General features: G+C 72.7%; 14 protein-coding genes. 6 read left to right on the plus strand and 8 right to left on the minus strand.

Annotation, left to right across the window (positions count from 1 at the left end; all coding sequences use genetic code 11):
* A complete protein-coding gene (locus tag AB0G52_RS29805) occupies positions 1-384 on the plus strand; it encodes a BlaI/MecI/CopY family transcriptional regulator (protein WP_132893379.1) in 384 nt (127 codons plus the stop codon).
* Positions 381-1,274 (plus strand): M48 family metalloprotease, encoded by an 894-nt coding sequence (locus AB0G52_RS29810; RefSeq protein ID WP_132893381.1) that lies wholly within the window; start codon positions 381-383, stop codon positions 1,272-1,274. The genes AB0G52_RS29805 and AB0G52_RS29810 overlap by 4 nt, the downstream gene beginning before the upstream one ends.
* A gap of 164 nt (positions 1,275-1,438) precedes the next feature.
* On the opposite strand, the gene AB0G52_RS29815 is transcribed toward AB0G52_RS29810, so the two are convergent.
* Both AB0G52_RS29815 and AB0G52_RS29820 read right to left on the minus strand, forming a co-directional pair.
* On the minus strand, positions 1,439-3,784 hold the full coding sequence (locus AB0G52_RS29815; protein WP_361340383.1) for a glycosyl hydrolase family 65 protein: 2,346 nt from the start codon (positions 3,782-3,784) through the stop codon (positions 1,439-1,441).
* On the minus strand, positions 3,781-4,515 hold the full coding sequence (locus tag AB0G52_RS29820; protein WP_361340386.1) for a beta-phosphoglucomutase family hydrolase: 735 nt from the start codon (positions 4,513-4,515) through the stop codon (positions 3,781-3,783). The genes AB0G52_RS29815 and AB0G52_RS29820 overlap by 4 nt, the downstream gene beginning before the upstream one ends.
* A gap of 76 nt (positions 4,516-4,591) precedes the next feature.
* Between AB0G52_RS29820 and AB0G52_RS29825 the strand changes: the two genes are divergently transcribed.
* Complete coding sequence (locus tag AB0G52_RS29825) at positions 4,592-5,242, plus strand: nucleoside/nucleotide kinase family protein (protein ID WP_207921908.1); 651 nt, start codon at positions 4,592-4,594, stop codon at positions 5,240-5,242.
* 76 nt (positions 5,243-5,318) lie between these two features.
* Positions 5,319-5,672, plus strand: coding sequence for an antibiotic biosynthesis monooxygenase (locus tag AB0G52_RS29830; protein WP_361340389.1), 354 nt, complete (start codon positions 5,319-5,321; stop codon positions 5,670-5,672).
* 12 nt (positions 5,673-5,684) lie between these two features.
* On the opposite strand, the gene AB0G52_RS29835 is transcribed toward AB0G52_RS29830, so the two are convergent.
* From AB0G52_RS29835 to AB0G52_RS29860, 6 genes are all read right to left on the minus strand, one after another.
* A complete protein-coding gene (locus tag AB0G52_RS29835) occupies positions 5,685-7,502 on the minus strand; it encodes a hypothetical protein (protein WP_361340392.1) in 1,818 nt (605 codons plus the stop codon).
* Between the two features lie 13 nt (positions 7,503-7,515).
* Positions 7,516-9,222 (minus strand): hypothetical protein, encoded by a 1,707-nt coding sequence (locus AB0G52_RS29840; protein ID WP_361340395.1) that lies wholly within the window; start codon positions 9,220-9,222, stop codon positions 7,516-7,518.
* 2 nt (positions 9,223-9,224) lie between these two features.
* A complete protein-coding gene (locus AB0G52_RS29845) occupies positions 9,225-10,127 on the minus strand; it encodes a carbohydrate ABC transporter permease (RefSeq protein WP_361340397.1) in 903 nt (300 codons plus the stop codon).
* Positions 10,124-11,038, minus strand: coding sequence for a sugar ABC transporter permease (locus AB0G52_RS29850; RefSeq protein ID WP_132893394.1), 915 nt, complete (start codon positions 11,036-11,038; stop codon positions 10,124-10,126). The genes AB0G52_RS29845 and AB0G52_RS29850 overlap by 4 nt, the downstream gene beginning before the upstream one ends.
* 123 nt (positions 11,039-11,161) lie before the next feature.
* On the minus strand, positions 11,162-12,484 hold the full coding sequence (locus AB0G52_RS29855) for an extracellular solute-binding protein (RefSeq protein WP_361340399.1): 1,323 nt from the start codon (positions 12,482-12,484) through the stop codon (positions 11,162-11,164).
* 275 nt (positions 12,485-12,759) lie between these two features.
* Positions 12,760-13,893, minus strand: coding sequence for an ROK family transcriptional regulator (locus AB0G52_RS29860; RefSeq protein WP_361340402.1), 1,134 nt, complete (start codon positions 13,891-13,893; stop codon positions 12,760-12,762).
* Positions 13,894-14,219: 326 nt separating this feature from the next.
* Here AB0G52_RS29860 and AB0G52_RS29865 point away from each other — a divergent pair, with 326 nt between their 5' ends.
* Entirely contained in the window at positions 14,220-15,167 is a 948-nt protein-coding gene (locus tag AB0G52_RS29865; RefSeq protein WP_132893399.1) for a BadF/BadG/BcrA/BcrD ATPase family protein, read from the plus strand.
* Between the two features lie 274 nt (positions 15,168-15,441).
* Complete coding sequence (locus AB0G52_RS29870) at positions 15,442-17,373, plus strand: phosphatase PAP2 family protein (RefSeq protein ID WP_132893401.1); 1,932 nt, start codon at positions 15,442-15,444, stop codon at positions 17,371-17,373.
* Positions 17,374-17,389 lie beyond the last annotated feature (16 nt).

Genomic DNA, 17,389 nt, shown 5'->3' on the forward strand with positions numbered 1-17,389 from the left:
ATGTCTGGCACAGGGTCCCGCGGCAGAGCGGAGCGGCGCAGCGCCGGGGAGCTGGAGAGCGAGGTCCTGGCGGCCCTGTGGGCGACCGAACGCCCGTTGACCCCGGCCGAGATCCAGTCCGAGATCGGCGGCGGGCTCGCCTACAACACGGTCCACACGATCCTCAAGCGTCTGTACGACAAGGGACTGGTGCTGCGGGACGCGGACGGGCGGCGCGGTGCGTACCGGCCGGCGAAGAACGCGGCAGAGCTGACGGCCGAGGCCATGCACGAGGCCCTTGACCGCGGGCCCGACCCGATCGCCGCGCTCCAGCAGTTCGTGTCCGGGCTGGGCCCGGAGGAGGAGCGGGCGCTGCGCAACCTGTTCGCCGGGGGCGGCGCATGAGGTTCGACGTCTACACCCCGCTGCTGGTCTCCGCGGTGCTGCCGCTGCTCTGTCCGGTGATCGGCCGACGGGTGGCACCGGCGCTGGCGGCGCGTGTGCTGACGTCGGCCGCCGTGCTGACCGCCGCCGCCACCACCTGGTCCCTGATCCTGCTGACGACCGCTCTGCTCGGCGAGGCGCCGCCGGTGGTCCGGGAAGCCCACGAGGACGGACACCGGCTGGCCGATCCGGTACCGGAGGTGATCGGCGTCGCCGCCTGCCTCGCACTGGCCGCGGTGGCGTGGCGGGTGCAGCGGGCGGTACGGGCCGAACGCGCCACCCGGCGGGCGCTGCGGCGGCTGTGCGAGGGGCAGCCTCGGGACACGGAGCTGGTGGTGGCCGCCTCGAAGGTGCCGCAGGCGTTCGCGATCCCGGGCCGGCCGGGCCGGATCCTGGTCACCTCGGCGATGCTCGGCGCGCTGGCGCCGGCCGAGCGGCGGGTGCTGCTGGCCCACGAGAGGGCCCATCTGACCCACCGGCACGGCAGCCTGGTGACGGCGGCGACCCTGGCCGTGGCCGCGAACCCGCTGCTCGGGCCGGTCCGTTCGGCCGTGGCCTTCCTGGTGGAGCGCTGGGCCGACGAGCAGGCGGCCACCGCCGTGGGCGACCGGGCCACCACCGCCCGTGCCCTGGCCCGCGCCGCCCTCAGCGCGGGCCGCGCCCGCCCGTCCTGCGCCCTGAACTTCACGGACCGCGCGGTGACCCGCCGCATAGCGGCCCTCCAGACGACCCCGCCGCCCCGTCTCTGGCCGGCCGCGGCGGCCGTCCTCGCGCTCGGCGCACTGGCCGCCCTGTTCGCCGCCGACGCGACGAGCGACCTGGCGACCCTCCTGTCGAACGCCCTCGGGTGAAGCACGCGCCCGAAGGGGCGCGGGGAACTGCGCGATCAGCCACATCCGGCCGGTAGTCGGCACTGCGGCCTGGTCCGGCGCGGCGCCGTCGTGGCTGGTCGCGCAGTTCCTCCCTCAGCCTTCGGCCGGGGGTACCCCCAGCGCCCCTTCGGGGCGCTTGACCCTCAGCCGGGCCGGTTCGGCGTCCTGTGCAAAGGCTGCGTCGGTGTCGGGCCCGGGCGGACCGGTGGTACCGCCCGCACCGCCGGGCTGTCCGTGTCGACGGTGACCGGCTCACCGTGGTGGTGGACCGTGAGCGGGGGCCCGTCGAGGAGGGTGTACGTCGCCTTGTCCGCGAATATCTCCACCCGCAGCCTGCTGCCCCGCAGTTGCAGGGTGAAGGCGAGCCTGCGCAGCCGCTCCGGCAGCCGGGGGGCGAACCTGGCCCCGTCGTCGTAGTGGCGCAGTCCGCCGAAGCCGGCCACCAGGGCCATCCAGGTGCCGGCCAGGGAGGCGATGTGCAGTCCGTCGCGGGTGTTGTGCTCCAGGTCGTCCAGGTCCATCAGGGCGGCCTCGGCCGTGTACGCGTGGGCGAGCGTCAGGTGCCCGGCCTGGGCGGCGACCACCGCCTGGCAGCACGCGGACAGTGAGGAGTCGCGCACGGTCAGCGGCTCGTAGTAGGCGAAGTTGCGGGCGATCTGCTCCTCGTCGAAGTAGGCCTCGCAGGTGTACATCGCCAGCACCAGGTCGGCCTGTTTGACGACCTGTTTGCGGTACAGGTCGAAGTACGGGAAGTTCAGCAGCAGCGGGTACTGCTCGGGACGGGTGTTCTCGAAGTCCCAGCGCTGGTAGCGGGTGAACCCGGCGTGCTGTTCGTGGACGCCCAGTTCGTGGTTGTAGGGGATGTGCACGGCCTCCGCGGCGTCCCGCCAGGCGGCGGACTCCTCCGCGTCGACGCCGAGCCGGGCGGCCTCGCGGGGGTGGCGTTCCACGGCGTCGGCGGCGGCCAGCAGGTTCGCCCGGGCCATCAGGTTGGTGTACGTGTTGTCGTCGGCGACCGCGCTGTACTCGTCGGGTCCGGTGACGCCGTCGATGTGGAACGCGCCGCGGCTGTCGTGGTGGCCGAGCGAGCGCCACAGCCGGGCGGTCTCCACGAGCAGTTCGACACCGGTGTCGCGTTCGAAGTCGGTGTCGCCGGTGGCGGCGACGTAGCGGACCACCGCGTCGGCGACGTCGGCGTTGACGTGGAAGGCGGCGGTGCCGGCCGGCCAGTACGCGGAGCCCTCCGAGCCCTCGATGGTCCGCCAGGGGAACGCGGCCCCGGCCAGGCCCAGTTGGGTGGCGCGTTCGCGGGCGGCGGGCAGGGTGTTGTGCCGCCAGCGCAGCGCCTCGGCGACGGCGCCCGGGGCGGTGTGGGTGAGGACGGGCAGGACGAACATCTCGGTGTCCCAGAAGGCGTGTCCGTCGTAGCCGGAGCCGGTGAGGCCCTTGGCGGGTATCGCCCGCTGTTCGGCGCGGGCACCGGCCTGCAGGACGTGGAAGAGGGCGAAGCGGACGGCCTGCTGGACCTCCTCGTCGCCGTCCACCTCCACGTCGGCGCGGGACCAGTAGTCGTCGAGGTAGCCGCGCTGTTCGTCGGTCAGCCCCTGCCAGCCCTCGTGCGCGGCGGCGGCGAGGGCCGCGTCCACCTGGTCGGCCATCGCGGGCAGCGAACGCACCCCGGACCAGCCGTGCGCGACGAACTTCTCCACCCGCAGCCGCTGGCCGGGCTCCAGTACGGAGGTCACGGTCAGCCGGGCCACGTCCACGCCGCTCTCGGAACGGGTCGTGGTCCGCTCGGGGCCGCAGACCGTGTGGTCGGCGGCGACCGCGACGCGCAGTCCGCTGCGTTTGGTGCGGTGCACCAGACGCAGCCGGTACCCGTCGGCGAAGCCGTCCTCCTGCTCCAGCGGCGACTCCAGGGCCCGCGCCGCCCGCGGATCGCCGTTCGCCCCGGGGAGCTGCTCGTTGGCGACCAGCTCGGACTGGACCACGATCCGGCAGCGGCGGTCGACGGCCTCCACCTCGTAGGCGACGGCGGCCACCGCCCGCTGGGTCAGGGACACCAGCCGGGTCGAGCGCACCCGTACGGTCGATCCCGCGGGCGAGGTCCACTCGCAGGTCCGTTCCAGGACGCCCCGGCGCAGGTCCAGCACCCGCTCATGGCCGACGAGCCGGCCGTAGCGCAGGTCGAAGGGTTCGTCGTCGACGAGCAGCCGCAGGATCTTGCCGTTGGTGACGTTGATGACGGTCTGCCCGGACTCGGGGTATCCGTAGCCGGCTTCGGCGTACGGCAGGGGGTGCACCTCGTGGACGCCGTTGAGGTAGCTGCCGGGCAGCCCGTGCGGTTCGCCCTCGTCGAGGTTGCCGCGCCAGCCGACGTGGCCGTTGGACAGCGCGAACACCGACTCGCTCTGGGCGAGCACGTCGAGGTTGAGCGCGGTCTCGCGGACCGCCCACGGCTCCACGGCGTACGACCGGTGGGTGATCACTCCTTGCCTCCCAGCTCGGCGAGGTCCGTCACGACCGTGTCCGCGCCGTGTGCGTACAGGGCTTCGGTCTGCCCGACGCGGTCCACGCCGACGACGTACCCGAAACGGCCCGCGCGCCCCGCGTCCATCCCGGCGAGGGCGTCCTCGAAGACGGCCGCCCGGGACGGCTCGACGCCGAGGTCGTGGGCGGCGGCCAGGAAGGTGTCCGGGTGCGGTTTGCCGGGCAGGTGCCGTTCCTCGGCCACGACGCCGTCGATGCGGACGTCGAAGAAGTGCTCGGCGCCGATCGAGCGCAGGACGTCACGGCAGTTGGCGCTGGAGGAGACGATCGCCGTGCGCAGCCCCTGGGCCCGGACCGCCTCCAGATAGCGCAGGGTGCCGTCGTAGGCCTCGACGCCGTCGGTGCGGATCCTGGCCAGGAGCAGTTCGTTCTTGCGGTTGCCGAGGCCGTGCACGGTGCGCGCGTCCGGCGGGTCGTCCGGGGTGCCCTCGGGCAGGTGGATGCCGCGGGAGTCGAGGAAGGCGCGGACGCCGTCGGCGCGCGGGCGGCCGTCGACGTACTCGTCGTAGTCGGCGGCCGGGTCGAAGGGGCGCTGGCCCTCGTAGTCGCGCAGGAAGGCGTCGAACATCTCCTTCCAGGCCGCCGCGTGCACGACGGCGGTTCTGGTGACGACCCCGTCGAGGTCGAAGAGACAGGCCTGAATGGTGTCGGGCAGACCGAGTGCAGTCATGTCCGGCATCTTCCCCACCCGGCGGCGGCGAGAGGGTGGTGTGCGCCACATCCCGGGGCGGTGTCACACTTTTTGCGTGCCGCTGACTTTCGACGACCTCCTCGACCGCGCCCGTTCACTCGCCGCCCGCGGTCCGCGCGCCCTGCTCGGTGTCGCGGGCAGCCCCGGCGCCGGCAAGACGACCTTCGCCGAGCATCTGGTGCGGGAGCTGAACGGGACGGGTGAGCCGTGGGTGGCGCAGGTGCCCATGGACGGCTTCCACCTGGCCGACGTCGAACTGGACCGGCTGGGCCTCAGGGACCGCAAGGGGGCGCCCTCGACCTTCGACGCGGCCGGGTACGCGGCGCTGCTGCGGCGGCTGCGCGAGGACACCGCCGACGTCGTGTACGCGCCGGGTTTCGAGCGGGTGCTGGAACAGCCGATCGCGGGCGCGATCCCGGTGCCGCCGACCGCCCGGCTGGTGGTGACCGAGGGCAACTACCTGCTGCTGGCGGACGGTGCGTGGACCCGGGTGCGGCAGGCGCTGGACGAGGTGTGGTTCTGCGAGATCGACGAGGCCGAGCGGGTACGGCGGCTGGTCGCCCGGCACGAGGAGTTCGGCAAGGGGCACGCGGAGGCGGTGGCCTGGGTGGCGGGCACCGACCAGCTCAACGCCGACCTGGTCGCGGCCACCCGGGACCGGGCGGACCTGGTGGTACCGGAGTCCGCGCTGCCGGCGCTCCGGTGACGGGGCCGGTCCCTCCGGTTTCCCCGTCCCCGCAGGACGCTGGCCCGCGGGGAGCGGGGCGCCTTACGGTGACGCCATGAGCGATCATCCGCACGCACCTGTCGCGCCCGTCGAGGCCTTCGAACCGCCCTACTACGTCGCCGTGTTCAGCACGGTACGGACCGAGGAGCAGACCGGTTACCGGGAGACCGACGCCCGCATGGAGGACCTGGTGAAGGAGATCCCCGGGTACCTGGGGATGGACCACGCGCAGACCCCCGGCGGGCTGGGCATCACCGTCGGGTACTTCCGCGACGCCGACGCCCTCACCGCCTGGCGGACCCATGCCGAGCACCGCGCGGCGCAGCGGCGCGGCCGGGCCGAGTGGTACCGGAGCTACACGCTGCACGTGGCGAAGGTGGAACGCAGCCACGGCTTCACGCGGGACTAGGCACCACCGGGACTACCGTCCGGTCAGGGCCAGTTGCGGGTCGCCGCGGCCGTCGTCGGGTCCGAGGACCGCCGTGAACCGCTCGGTGCAGACCGTCAGGTCGCCCTCGAACGACGGGGTGAAGTCCCCGCCGGGTCCGTACCGTACGGCGAACACGTGCAGGTGTTCCGGCGCGCCCGGCGCCGGTTCGGCCCGGTAGGCGCTGGAGGAGACCAGGTGGCGCCAGCCCTCGTCCGGGTTGCCGTACCCGCGCGGGTCGGCGGCGAGGGCGAACGCGGCCTGTTCCTGGGTGAGTTCGGAGCGGGCGTCGAAGTGGTCCACCCCCGGCTCGGCGGGATGCGTGAGGCGCAGGGCACCCGCGGAGGCGACCTCGGCCTCGGCGATCCGGCGGACCCGGTCGCCGTCGTCCGCCGCGTACGGCAGCCCGGCCAGCAGGTACGGCGTCCCGTCGAGGCGCTCCAGGGCCACCGTCACCCACAGGCTCGTGCCGTCCGTGACGTACAGGGAGCGCACGTGGCGCAGGACGTGGTCGCGGCCCACGACCGGCTTGCTCACCAGCTTGGCGGTCAGGCCGTCGGCGCGCACGTCCCGGACGCGGACCTCGCCCATCGGCCGGCAGTACAGGAAGCCGTCCAGGACGGGGCCGAAGCCGTGCTGCCGGTTCACCGCCGCCGGGAGGAGGTACGTGCCGGCCGCCTCGACCAGGGACGGGGTCATGCGGCTGTCGAAGGCCACCGACACCGTGCCCGCGCGGAGCTGGTGGCGGGCCTGGGCGGTGGACGGTTCGCGGTGCCAGGGGGTGGTGTCCTGGATCTGCCAGACCAGCATCCAGGCGAAGTGCCCGTCGACCCCGCCGTCCGGCTTGACCGCGTGCCGGCCCCAGGTGGTGTCGCCCCGGTAGCGGCCCAGGTCGGCACCGATCCGGGCGCCGAAGTAGCGCAGTCCGAGCACCGACTCGAAGCCGGAGTGCTGTTCGCTGTAGCGGGGGCCGCCGTTGTCGAAGCCGCCGTTCGGCAGGCGGGCGTCGACGTAGCGGGCGAGCGCGTCGCCGTCCTCGGCGAACATCTCCGCCCCGCTGATCCGGTGCGCCTGGGCGAGGAAGGACAGCGAGATGGGGCCGTAGTTGTTGTCGTAGGCGCCGCCGTGCTCGGGCGGCAGCAGCGCGCCCCGGTCGAGGACCCGGTGGGCCCTGATCTTCTCGGCGTACAGCGCCAGCGCCCGCCGGCGGACCGGTTCCGCTTCCTCCCGCGGCAGGTGCCGGGCCAGCATCAGTCCGCCGACCACGCACCCGATGGCCTGGTTGCCGGCCTCCTGCGGGTTGAAGAAGGTGGCCTCGGTCAGCCAGCGCCAGTAGCCGCGGCCCAGGTCGAGCAGCGCGGCGCGCTGGCCGTCGGCCACCAGGCCGTCCGCGAGGTCGAGCAGGTTCACCGTCTGGAGCAGCGCCCACACGGTGCTCGGCCAGTCCCCGATCGGGTGCGCGCCCGCCTCCAGGACGTAACGGGCGTACGGCAGACCGGAGTCGCGGACGGTGAGGTTCGGGTAGCCGGGGTTGTCCCCGGTGTAGACCCGTTCGCGCAGGTGGAAGGCGAGACTGCGGCGCACCGCCGCCGGCAGCCGCGGGTCCTTGGACCGCTGCCAGGCCAGGGCCAGCAGGGAGGTGACGCCGAGGGAGGTGTCGCCGATGTCGTCGTCGGCGTCGGGGTGTTCGAGGTTGCCCTCCGGTGTGATCCGGGCGAGGGCCTGTTCGGTGACGTCGGCGAGGACCGCGTCGTACGCCTCGGGGGTGGACGGCAGGTCGTGCAGCGGGCCGAGCTGGCGTGGGAGGTGCAAGGAGATCAGCCCTTCATGCCTGAGACGTGGCGCGCAGTGCGAGGGTCAGTGTCTGCGGTCCGTGTCCGCCGAGGTAGACGCGGTTCCCGGTGGTCGCGTCCGTGCCGCCGACCACGGTGTGGTCCTGCCCCGGGTCGTAGCGCAGTACCTCGCTGCGGTCCGGTCCGGCGAGCGGTTCGCCCGTCTCGACGGTGGCCTGGACCCGGATCGCGTCGTCGCCGACGCGGTAGGTCAACGGCTCGGTCGTCAGGCACCAGCGTCCGTCGCCGAGCGGTACGGCGCCCTGCGGCTCGCCGCCCGGCCGGAAGGTCAGTTCGAGGGCCCAGGGCACCCGGGGACCGCTGATGTCGATCCGCAGGTCGGCGCCGTCGTCCCGCAGGTCGACCTCGACTCGGGTCGTGTGGGAGACCTGGTCCTGGGGGCGGTCGGGGAAGGCCATCGCCGCGGAGAAGCGGCCCTCGTCCACCAGCCGGTAGGCGCCGTCGTCGCGCCTGCGGTCCTTCGGGAGCGGCTGGTAGTAGGCGGTGGTGAGGGTCTGGGTGAGCCGGTACCGGTGGTCGGCGAGCTGTTCCATGTCGGCGGCGCGGAACGGGCCCAGGTCGAAGAACACCCGCGAGAGGCGGACCGCGTCGAGGACGGCGGCACCGGCGAACAGGCGCAGGAAGGTGGGGTTGCAGGCGAGGCCCGAGCGGACGCGCCGGTGCTCGGGCACGTCGGAGCCGCCGTACACCACGGTGTGCGCGGTGGCCGAGACGTGTGCGGCGAGGCGTGCGGTGGGGAGGTACCGGTCGCGCGGGAGCTGCTCCGCCTCCGGGGCCGGCAGGGCGCGGCACAGATCCGGGGTGAGGAGGGTCTGGGCGAGCAGGTCGGGGTCGTTGATGCCGTCGGCGGCCGCCAGGCGGGCCGCGCGGGCGAAGTCGCCCCGGCCGGTGCGGACCGCGAGCAGCCGGTAGTGGGGCAGGTAGGGCCAGAGCGCGAACGACAGCCGTTGGTCCTGGCGGCGCGAGTGCACGGTCTCCACCGTGCCGTCCGGTCTGATCAGGTCCAGGGTCGCGGTGAGGTTGCGTTCGACGGCGTCCCGCAGGTCGGTGCGGCCGAGGACGTCGGCCAGCAACAGCAGCGACGGGTTGGTCACGATCGACGCGTAGACGGCACTGCGTTCCGAGTACAGGCCGTCCGCGTCGATGTCGACGCCCTCGGCGAGCCACTCCTCGGCGCGGGCGAGCAGCCGGGGGTCCGGGAACGAGCGGTGCAGCCGGGCCAGCGCCGCGGCCAGCTCCCAGCGGTGGTTCGGGGTGTGCACCCCGCCGGTCAGGAGAGGGCCGGTGGCGGCGGCCGCGATGTCGGCGAGCGCCGCCGTGACGTCGGCGAGTGCCGGCCCCGCGCCCGCGGCGAGGACGTGCGCGTCGCACACGTCGTTGACGGTGAAGGCGGAGTCCGGCGGCGACTGCACGTTGTCGCCGCCCGCGAAGAGGCCGGAGGCCGTCTGCAGGGACCGCAGGGTACGGAGGTGGGTCAGCGCGGCGGCGGCCGCCCGCTCGCTGCCGTGCAGGGCGGACTCCGGCGAGCGGTACGCCGCGACCAGGGTCTTCACCCGGCGGGCCAGGGCGCGGTGCGGCCCGATGTGTTCCGCCGACGGGTCCGCCTCGAGCAGGCCGGCCGACCTGTCGGCGGCGAGCGCCGCCGCGCGGACGAACTCGTGGTCGAGCAGGGCGGTCAAGGTCAGTCCTTCAGTCCGGCGTTGATGTCGGCGCCCATGACGTAGCGCTGGAAGACCAGGAAGATCACGATCAGCGGGATCATGGAGATGACCGAGGCGCCGAGCAGGACCGACCAGTTGATGTTCTGCGCGCCGACGATGCTCTGGATGCCGATCTGCACGGTGAACTTGTTGGGGTCGTTGAGCATCAGCAGCGGCCAGATGTAGTCGTTCCACCGCCACTGGAAGGACAGGATGGCGAGGGTCAGCATGATGGGCCGGGAGAGCGGCACCATGATCCGCAGGAAGATCGACAGTTCGCGGGCTCCGTCGATGCGGGCCGCTTCCACGAGTTCGTCGGGGACCGTCAGGAAGAACTGGCGGAACATGAAGCAGCCGGTCGCGGTGAGCACGGCCGGGAGGATGATGCCGGCGAAGGAGTTGTAGAGGCCGAGGTTGCGGACGACCAGGAACTCGGGGGCGAGCATGACCTCGCCCGGCAGCATCGTGGTGGCCAGGATGCAGACGAAGAAGGCCTTGAGCCACTTGTTGTCGTACTTGGCCAGGGCGTACCCGGTGCAGCAGCTGACGCCCACCGTGAGGATCGTCGTGATCACGCACACGATGGTCGTGTTGATGAAGTACTGCGAGAAGTTGGCGCTGCGCCACGCCGTCAGGTACCCGGACAGGGTGGGGTGGTGCGGGACCAGCGTCAGCGGGTACGAGAACAGGTCGCTGGCGGGCTTGAGGGAGCTGAGGATGAACCACAGCACGGGCAGCCCGTACAGGCAGGCCAGGACCCACAGCAGGGTCGTCGCGGACACCGCCCGCCGGAGCCCGCCACTGCTCGCGCCGCGGGGCCGCTTGCCGGTCACGGGCCGCGGGGAGTCCCCGTCGACCGGGCGCGGGATGTCTGTCGTTGTCATCGGTTCTCCACGCGCCGGTTGACGATCAGCTGGATGACCGCGACGGCCATCAGGATGAGCATGAGCACGAACGACGCCGCGCTCGCGTAGCCGATCTGGCCCCGTTGGAAGCCGGTCTGGTAGATGTACTGGACCAGCAGGTTGTTGGACGTCCCGGGCCCGCCGTTGTTGAGCGAGACGAAGATCGGGTACTCCTTCATCGCGTTGATCGTGTTGAGCAGGATCACGATGAACGAGGTGGGCGCGATGCTCGGCAGGGTGATGCTGATGAACTGGCGCCACGGACCGGCACCGTCGAGCGAGGCCGCCTCGTAGTACGACACCGGCACGTTCTTGATCGCCGCGATGAACAGCAGCATCGAGAAGCCCGTCCAGGCCCAGGAGGCCGCCATCACCACCACGAGCAGCGACAGGTCCGCGTTCGACTGCCACGGCACGGCCGCGCCGCCGAGCTTCTCGATGATGTAGTTGACCAGGCCGAAGTTCTCGCCGAACAGCCACCGCCACAGGACGCCCACGACGATGGGCGACAGCAGCCAGGGGATGAAGAAGAGGACGCGAGCCACCGACGCGCCCTTGGCGTGCTTGCTCACCAGCACGTTGGCGATGAGCAGCGAGAGCGCGAAGTTCAGCGGGACGAAGAGCACGGTGTAGAGCAGGGACCGCGTCAGCGCGTCGTAGAAGGTGGAGTCCCCGAACAGGTTGTGGTAGTTGTCCAGCCCGACGAACTGGAACGCCCCCACGCCCGTGTAGTTCGTGAAGGAGTAGACGAGCCCGATCACCGCAGGCCAGACGAAGAAGAGTGCGAAGAGCACGACGTTGGCCGCGATGAGGACGAGCGGCGCCAGGGTGTACTTGCTGCGGCGTCGCCTGGGCGGGCTCCCGGACACGTCCGAGGCGCGTTTGGTCATCTTCCTGACTCCGTGCTGTGGGGTTGGGTTGCTGGGGCTCACACCGTGAGCCAGAAAATCACGCGGGTGGCCGGGGCGGGGCGGCGGCGTCTCGGCTCCGCCGCCCCGCCCCGGGGCCCGTGATCAGCCGCCGACCTGCTGGTTGTAGCCGGCCACGATGTTCTCCAGCGCCTTGTCGGACGACTGCTGGCCGTTGATCGCCTTGCCGAGCTCCGTCTTGGTCGGGTCGGTGGTGAGGCTCTTGCCCTTCAGCACCCAGGCCGTCTGCGCACCGTTGAAGTAGCCGGAGATCGCGGCGTAGAGCGGGATCTCCTCGTTGTACAGCTTGAACGCCGACTGCGCCGCGTCGGACTTGAAGGGGTAGGTCGGGTTCAGACCGCTCTCGACCGGGAGGAATCCGGAGCTCTCGACCAGTTCGGTGTACTGCTTCGGGTCGTACACCCAGGTCATGAACTTCTTCGCGGCGGTGGCCGCGGCGCCGTTGTTGTTGAAGCCCACCATCAGGCCGCCGCTGTTGACGTCGCTGGCCTGGACGGGCTGGGCGGGGGTCGGGACGCTGGCCCAGTCGAACTTCTTGATGCTGTCCGCGAACGCGGCGACCTGCCACACACCGGACCAGTAGGCGACCACGTCACCGCTCTGGAACATCGCGGACGGGTCGGCGCCGCTGGTCCACACCGACTTCGGCATGGTCTTGTCGTCGTTCCATCCGACGAAGGTCTTCACGGCCTTCTTGGTCTCGGCGTCCACCGAGAACTTGCCGGAGGAGTCCGCGTGGACGTACTTCCCGCCCATCTCGTAGACCATGGCGCGCAGTCGCGACGGCGACTGGTCGAAGGTCAGGGAGTACTTGGCGCCGGTCTTCTCGCGGACCTTGTTCGCGGCCGCGATGAAGTCGGTCCACGTCCAGGTCTTCGAGGGCGAGGCGGGGAAGGAGACGCCGGCCTTCTCGAAGAGGGTCTTGTTGATGAACAGGCCGGACGCGGTGACGTCCGAGGGGATGGCCAGCACCTTGCCGGACGAGTCCTTCGCCAGGAAGTTGGCGTTGATGTTGTAGCTCTTGTTGCCGGCGATGGAGCTCAGGTCGATCAGCTTGTTCGACCAGATCGGGTCCAGCGCCGGTACGGCCGCCACGTCGGGCAGGGCGTTCGCCTGAGCGGAGTTGTGCAGCTTCGTCGTGTAGCCATCGTAGGGGATGTTGACGAGCTTGACGCTGACGCCGGTTTCCTTCTTGTACTGCGCCACCAGCTTCTTCCAGCCCGCGTCCTGCCCCGGAACCGTGGAGATCCAGAAGGTCAGCGACTTGGAGGTGCCGCCGGAGCCGGAGCCCGAGCCGCAGGCGGAGAGCAGCAGGGCTCCTGCCGCGGTGGCGGCAGCGAGGGGAACCAGGCGGCGCATACCGCCGCGGCCGAGTCGGCGAGAGCGCCGCACACCCACAGTGGTCATCTTCGATCCCATTTCTTCGGAGGGACGGAGCACGGCGCCGGCTGAGGCGGCACTGGTGCATGTTGAGGAAAAAGTCACTTTCCGGGGGCGCGGCCTCGCCCGGCCGCATCGTCCGCGCGGGGCGAGCTCCCCGGCCGTCCTGGCCGTCACCGCACGGACACGCCCTCGTGCGGTTGCCGTACGTCGTGCACGGACTGGGAGGCTCACCCCAAGCCGGCGTCCCGGCCGACTTAGAAAGCGCTTGTCCGGACATTGGCAGACGAAGTCGGAGGCCGTCAATCCTTCACCTGCACGCCTTCGGTCACGGTTTGGACTCCCTTGGCCACGGCGAGCCGGGCAGCCCCTACGACAGTACCGAGATCGCCGATCTGGCTGCTGACGACCTCGGTGGGCCAGCTCAGCCGTCCCAGCTCGGCGCGCACGCCGGGCAGCAGCCGCGGATCCGCGCCGGTGCTGCCGCCCAGCACGAGGAGCCCGGGGTCCAGCACGGCGGTCACGGCGGCGGCCAGCCGGCCCACGTCGGCGGCGTGCCGGGCGACCAGGGAGCGGGCGGGCTCCCGGCCCTCGGCGGCCAGCGCGAAGAGCCGCTCGGCGGTGCGCGGGCACGGGCCGTCCTCGGCCCGCCAGGCCTGCGCGGCCCGGCGCAGCAGGGCCCCCGAGCCCACGTAGGCCTCCAGGGCCTCCCGGCGGGGCTCCCGGTCGTCGTCCCAGGGGTAGGGCAGCCGGGCGAGCTCACCGGCGGCGCCGTTGGCGCCGCGCAGCACCTGGCCGCCGATCACGATGCCCAGACCGATACCGACCCCGATCCGCAGGTAGCCGAAGGTGTGCCGGCCCCGGGCCGCGCCCTCGTGCAGTTCGGCGAGGGCCGCGCAGTTCACGTTGTTCTCCAGGTGCACGGGGACGCCCGGCGGCAGCGCGACCGACACCGCGTCGAAGACGGGCCCGGCCTTGGCGGTGGCCGGGCGCATGCCACCCCCGGACCGGTCGGGCTCGGTCACGTCACCGACGGCGACCACGATGGCCCGCAACGGGGCGCCGGCCGGCAGCGCCTCCAGCGCCTGGCGGACGGCGTCGGCGGCCCTGGCCCGCGGGGTGTCGGCCTCGGCGAGCAGGGTGCCGTCCAGGGCGCAGCCGCGCACCCGGGTGCGGGCCGGCCCGAGGTCGACGGCGAGCACCGAGCCGGAGGCGGGGCCGAGGTTGTAGACGGCGGCGGAGCGGCCGGTGCCGCTGGAGGCGGTGCCGGAGTGGGTGGCCAGCCTGGCCCCCTCCAGCTCCGCGACGGCGGCGGAGACCGTCGGCTTGGACAGGCCCGCGAGGCTCGCCAGCTGCGGCCGGGTGGCGCTGCCGGCCTGGGCCAGGACGGCGAACACCGCCCCGGCGCTCTCGGTGAGACGGGGGGCCTCAGCCACGACGTGTTCCACAGTTCCCCCATGGGTCAGGGGCCGCGCTCCCGGGGGTGCACGGGATGCGGCGATGCGGTGCCCTCGTGCCGCGCGGCGGTGCCCCTCGACGACGTCCCGTCGATCGAGCGCGCGACAACTCTTGACGCACTGTACTTCGTTAGTTAACTTCCTAACGAACTACACGGTACTCGCCTGCCGTGCTCCGAAAGAAGCCCGTCCCGGGGCTTCCCGATTCGCTCAACTCCCGTTCGTCCAGGCGCGGTTCGCCCACCGTCGCAGCCCGGGCCACGGCGGGTGGCGGTTGCCCGTTGTCAACGGCGCCGGTGCCTGCCATGGTCTTCGGCGCTCTGTACCCAGACGACGAAAGAGGATCCGTGCCGGACGTTCCTTCCTCCCCGCTCGTGGTCGGTGTCGACGTCGGCGGCACCAAGACCCATCTCCGCGCGCTCGCCGGTGCGGACCGGGTCGCCGACCACGTCCGTCCGAGCAGCGGCTGGCGGCCGCACGACCCGCCGGCGGCCGCCCGGTGGCTGACCGCGCTGGTCCGGGACGCCCTGCCCGCCCGTGCCCGCCCCGCCGCACTGGCGGTCGGCGGGCATGCCTGTGAGACCCCCCGCCAGTGCGCCTCGATCGCCGCCGAGCTGCGGGGCCTCCTGGGCGTACCGGTCCGGGTGGTGGGCGACGCCGAACTCCTCGTCCCGGCCGCCGGCCTGGACAAGGGCGTCGGTCTGGTCGCCGGGACCGGCTCGGTGGCCGTCGGCCGGAGCGCCGACGGCAGCCCCGTACAGGTGGGCGGCTGGGGCGCGGTGCTCGGCGACGAGGGCGGGGCCGCCGGCCTGGTCCGGGAGGCCGCCCGCGCCGTCTGGGCCGCACACGACCGCGGCGAGGAACCCGACGCACTCGCGACCGGTCTGATCGCCGCCTTCGAGGTGGCCGAGGTGCCCGCGCTGGGGGCCGCCCTGGAGAGCGCCGCCGACGTCTCGGCCGAGTGGGGCCGGCACGCCCCGGCGCTGTTCGCGGCGGCCGACGCGGGCTCCCTGATCGCCCGGGACGTGATAGCCGACGGCGGCCGGGCGCTCGCCGCCCTGGTGGCCCGGCTGGCCGCCCGCGGCCTCGCCGTGGACGACGTCGTGGTGGCCGGCGGCACCATCCTCTCCCAGCCGCGCCTGTACGAGGCCTTCGCCGCCGCACTCGCCGAGGCCGTGCCCGGCGCCCGGCCGCAGCCGCTGCGCAGTGCGCCGGTGGCGGGCGCGGTGGCCCTCGCGCGTTCGGTCCTGTGAGGACGGCGTGCACGGCCCGTGCACATCCGCTCGCGCGGACCACGGGCCGTTCGACGCTGCGAACGCGCAGGTCCCGGCCCTGCTTCCGGTGAACCACCGCACTGCCGTTCAACTCCGGGCCATCCGGCGGTCGTCGGACCATGACCGCCGGGACATCGGCCGGTCCTAGAACTTCGCTCGTTCCCCGCTTTCCCCACGCGAACCCGCAGGCGCACCCGCGGCGAGCACACCGATCCGCAGTGAACTCCCAGTAGAACTCACGAGAGGCACCTCCATGCCGTCAACTGCCGGGCACCACTCCACCTCTCCGGCCCCTGGACTCGCCGTCGGCCGACGGGGATTCCTGAAGACCTCGCTCGGCGCGTCGGCGGGCATGGTGGCCGCCCCGACCCTCGTCAGCTGGCTCGCCGCCGCCGACGCGAAGGCCGCGACCGCCCTCGCGTTCGTCGACGACTACAAGACGAACATCAGCACCAACCTCACCGCCGACACCAACGCGGTGGTCCGCATCCTCGGCGGCTTCGCACGGATATGGAAGACCGGTTCCGCCTGGAACACCGGCAGCGTGCTGCGGGCCGACATCCTGCGCGCCAACATGCGGTACTGCGCCGACGTCACCGCCCGGCGCACCGACGCCGAGGCGAAGAAGGCGTTCCTCTACGACCGCCAGCACCAGAGCTACGCGATGATCGCCGGCCTCGGTCCGCTCGCCGACCTGTACAAGGCCGGTTCCCTCGCGGTCACCTCGATCACCAGCGCGCCCGACACCACGCCCGCCACCACGATCAGCGACGCCGTCCCGGCCGACGCCCCGGCGGGGTCGGCGCTCGGCGCGGGCTCGCACGACTCGGCGCTCGGCAAGGTGGCCGAACTCGTCGACACGGTGCGCGGCAACTACGCCTCCGGCAACCCGTCCAAGTACGCCTACCAGTACCCCCGCCCCTGGCGGATGAACGAGGACAGCGAGGTCGTCGACACCGGAAGGACCGACGCCTTCGGCTACCCGGTCTACGAGTCGGACGTGGTCGTCGCCCCGCAGCTGCTGCGCCAGCGCAGCACCTCCCCCACCGACGACGGCGGCTTCCCCTCGGGTCACACCAACGCCTTCCACCTGGCCGGCCTGGCCTACGCGTACGCGGTGCCGGAGCGCTTCCAGGAGCTGGTCACCCGCGCCCTGGAGCTGAGCGACACCCGCATCGTGGCCGGCATGCACAATACGGTCGACGTGCTCGGCGGCCGGATCATGGCCACCGCGCTGGCCGCCGCCACCCTCGCCGACCCGGCCAACGCCGACCTCAAGAAGGCGGCCCGCGCCCAGGCCCTCGCCTACTTCGAGGCAGCGACCGGCAGCACCGCCGACACCCTGTACGCCTACGCCCACTCGGCCGGCACCGCCACCGACCCGTACGCCGACCGCGAGGCCAACGAGCGCGCCGTCACGCCCCGGCTGACGTACGTCCTGCGCCGGCAGGGCCGCGACCTGCCGCTCACCGTGCCCAAGGGCGCCGAGGTGCTCCTGGAGACCCGCCAGCCGTACCTCTCCGCCGAGCAGCGCCGCGAGGTGCTGCGCACCACCGGCCTGCCCTCCGGGTACGTGCTCCTCGACGGCCCGGAGCAGTGGGGCCGTCTCAACCTGTTCGCGGCGGCGGACGGCTACGGCGCCTTCGACTCGGACGTCACGGTCTCCCTGGACGCGGCGGCGGGCGGCTTCGCGGCGGCCGACAGCTGGCGCAACGACATCGACGGCCGGGGCGGACTCACCAAGACGGGCACCGGGACGCTGACGCTGACCGGCCGCAACCGCTACACGGGCGGCACCGTGCTGGCGGCGGGCACCCTGGTCGCCGGTTCGGACGACGCTCTGGGCCACGGCGACGTGCGGGTCCCCGCGGGCACCCTGCGGGTGACCGGGCGCGTCTACGTGCGCGGTGCGTACGCCCAGGACGCGGGCGCCCTGGAGGTCACCCTGGGACGGGGCCGCAAGGCGCCGCTGACGGTGAAGCACCTGGCGGTCCTCGGCCGGGGCGCCACCCTCACCCTTAACCTCGACACCGAGCGCCCGCCGGCCGCGGGCAGCACCCTCCCGGTGATCGACGCGCCGCGCCTGTGCGGTCAGTTCGACGAGGTGCGGCTGAACTCCGGCGCGCTGCGGGCCGTACCCGTGTACACGGCGGACGGTCTGTCGGTACGACTCGTGAAGCGGTGACGCGCCCGGTGGCGGG

Origin of the sequence: Streptomyces sp. NPDC021562 (assembly GCF_040640875.1) — a bacterium.
Classification (GTDB): domain Bacteria; phylum Actinomycetota; class Actinomycetes; order Streptomycetales; family Streptomycetaceae; genus Streptomyces.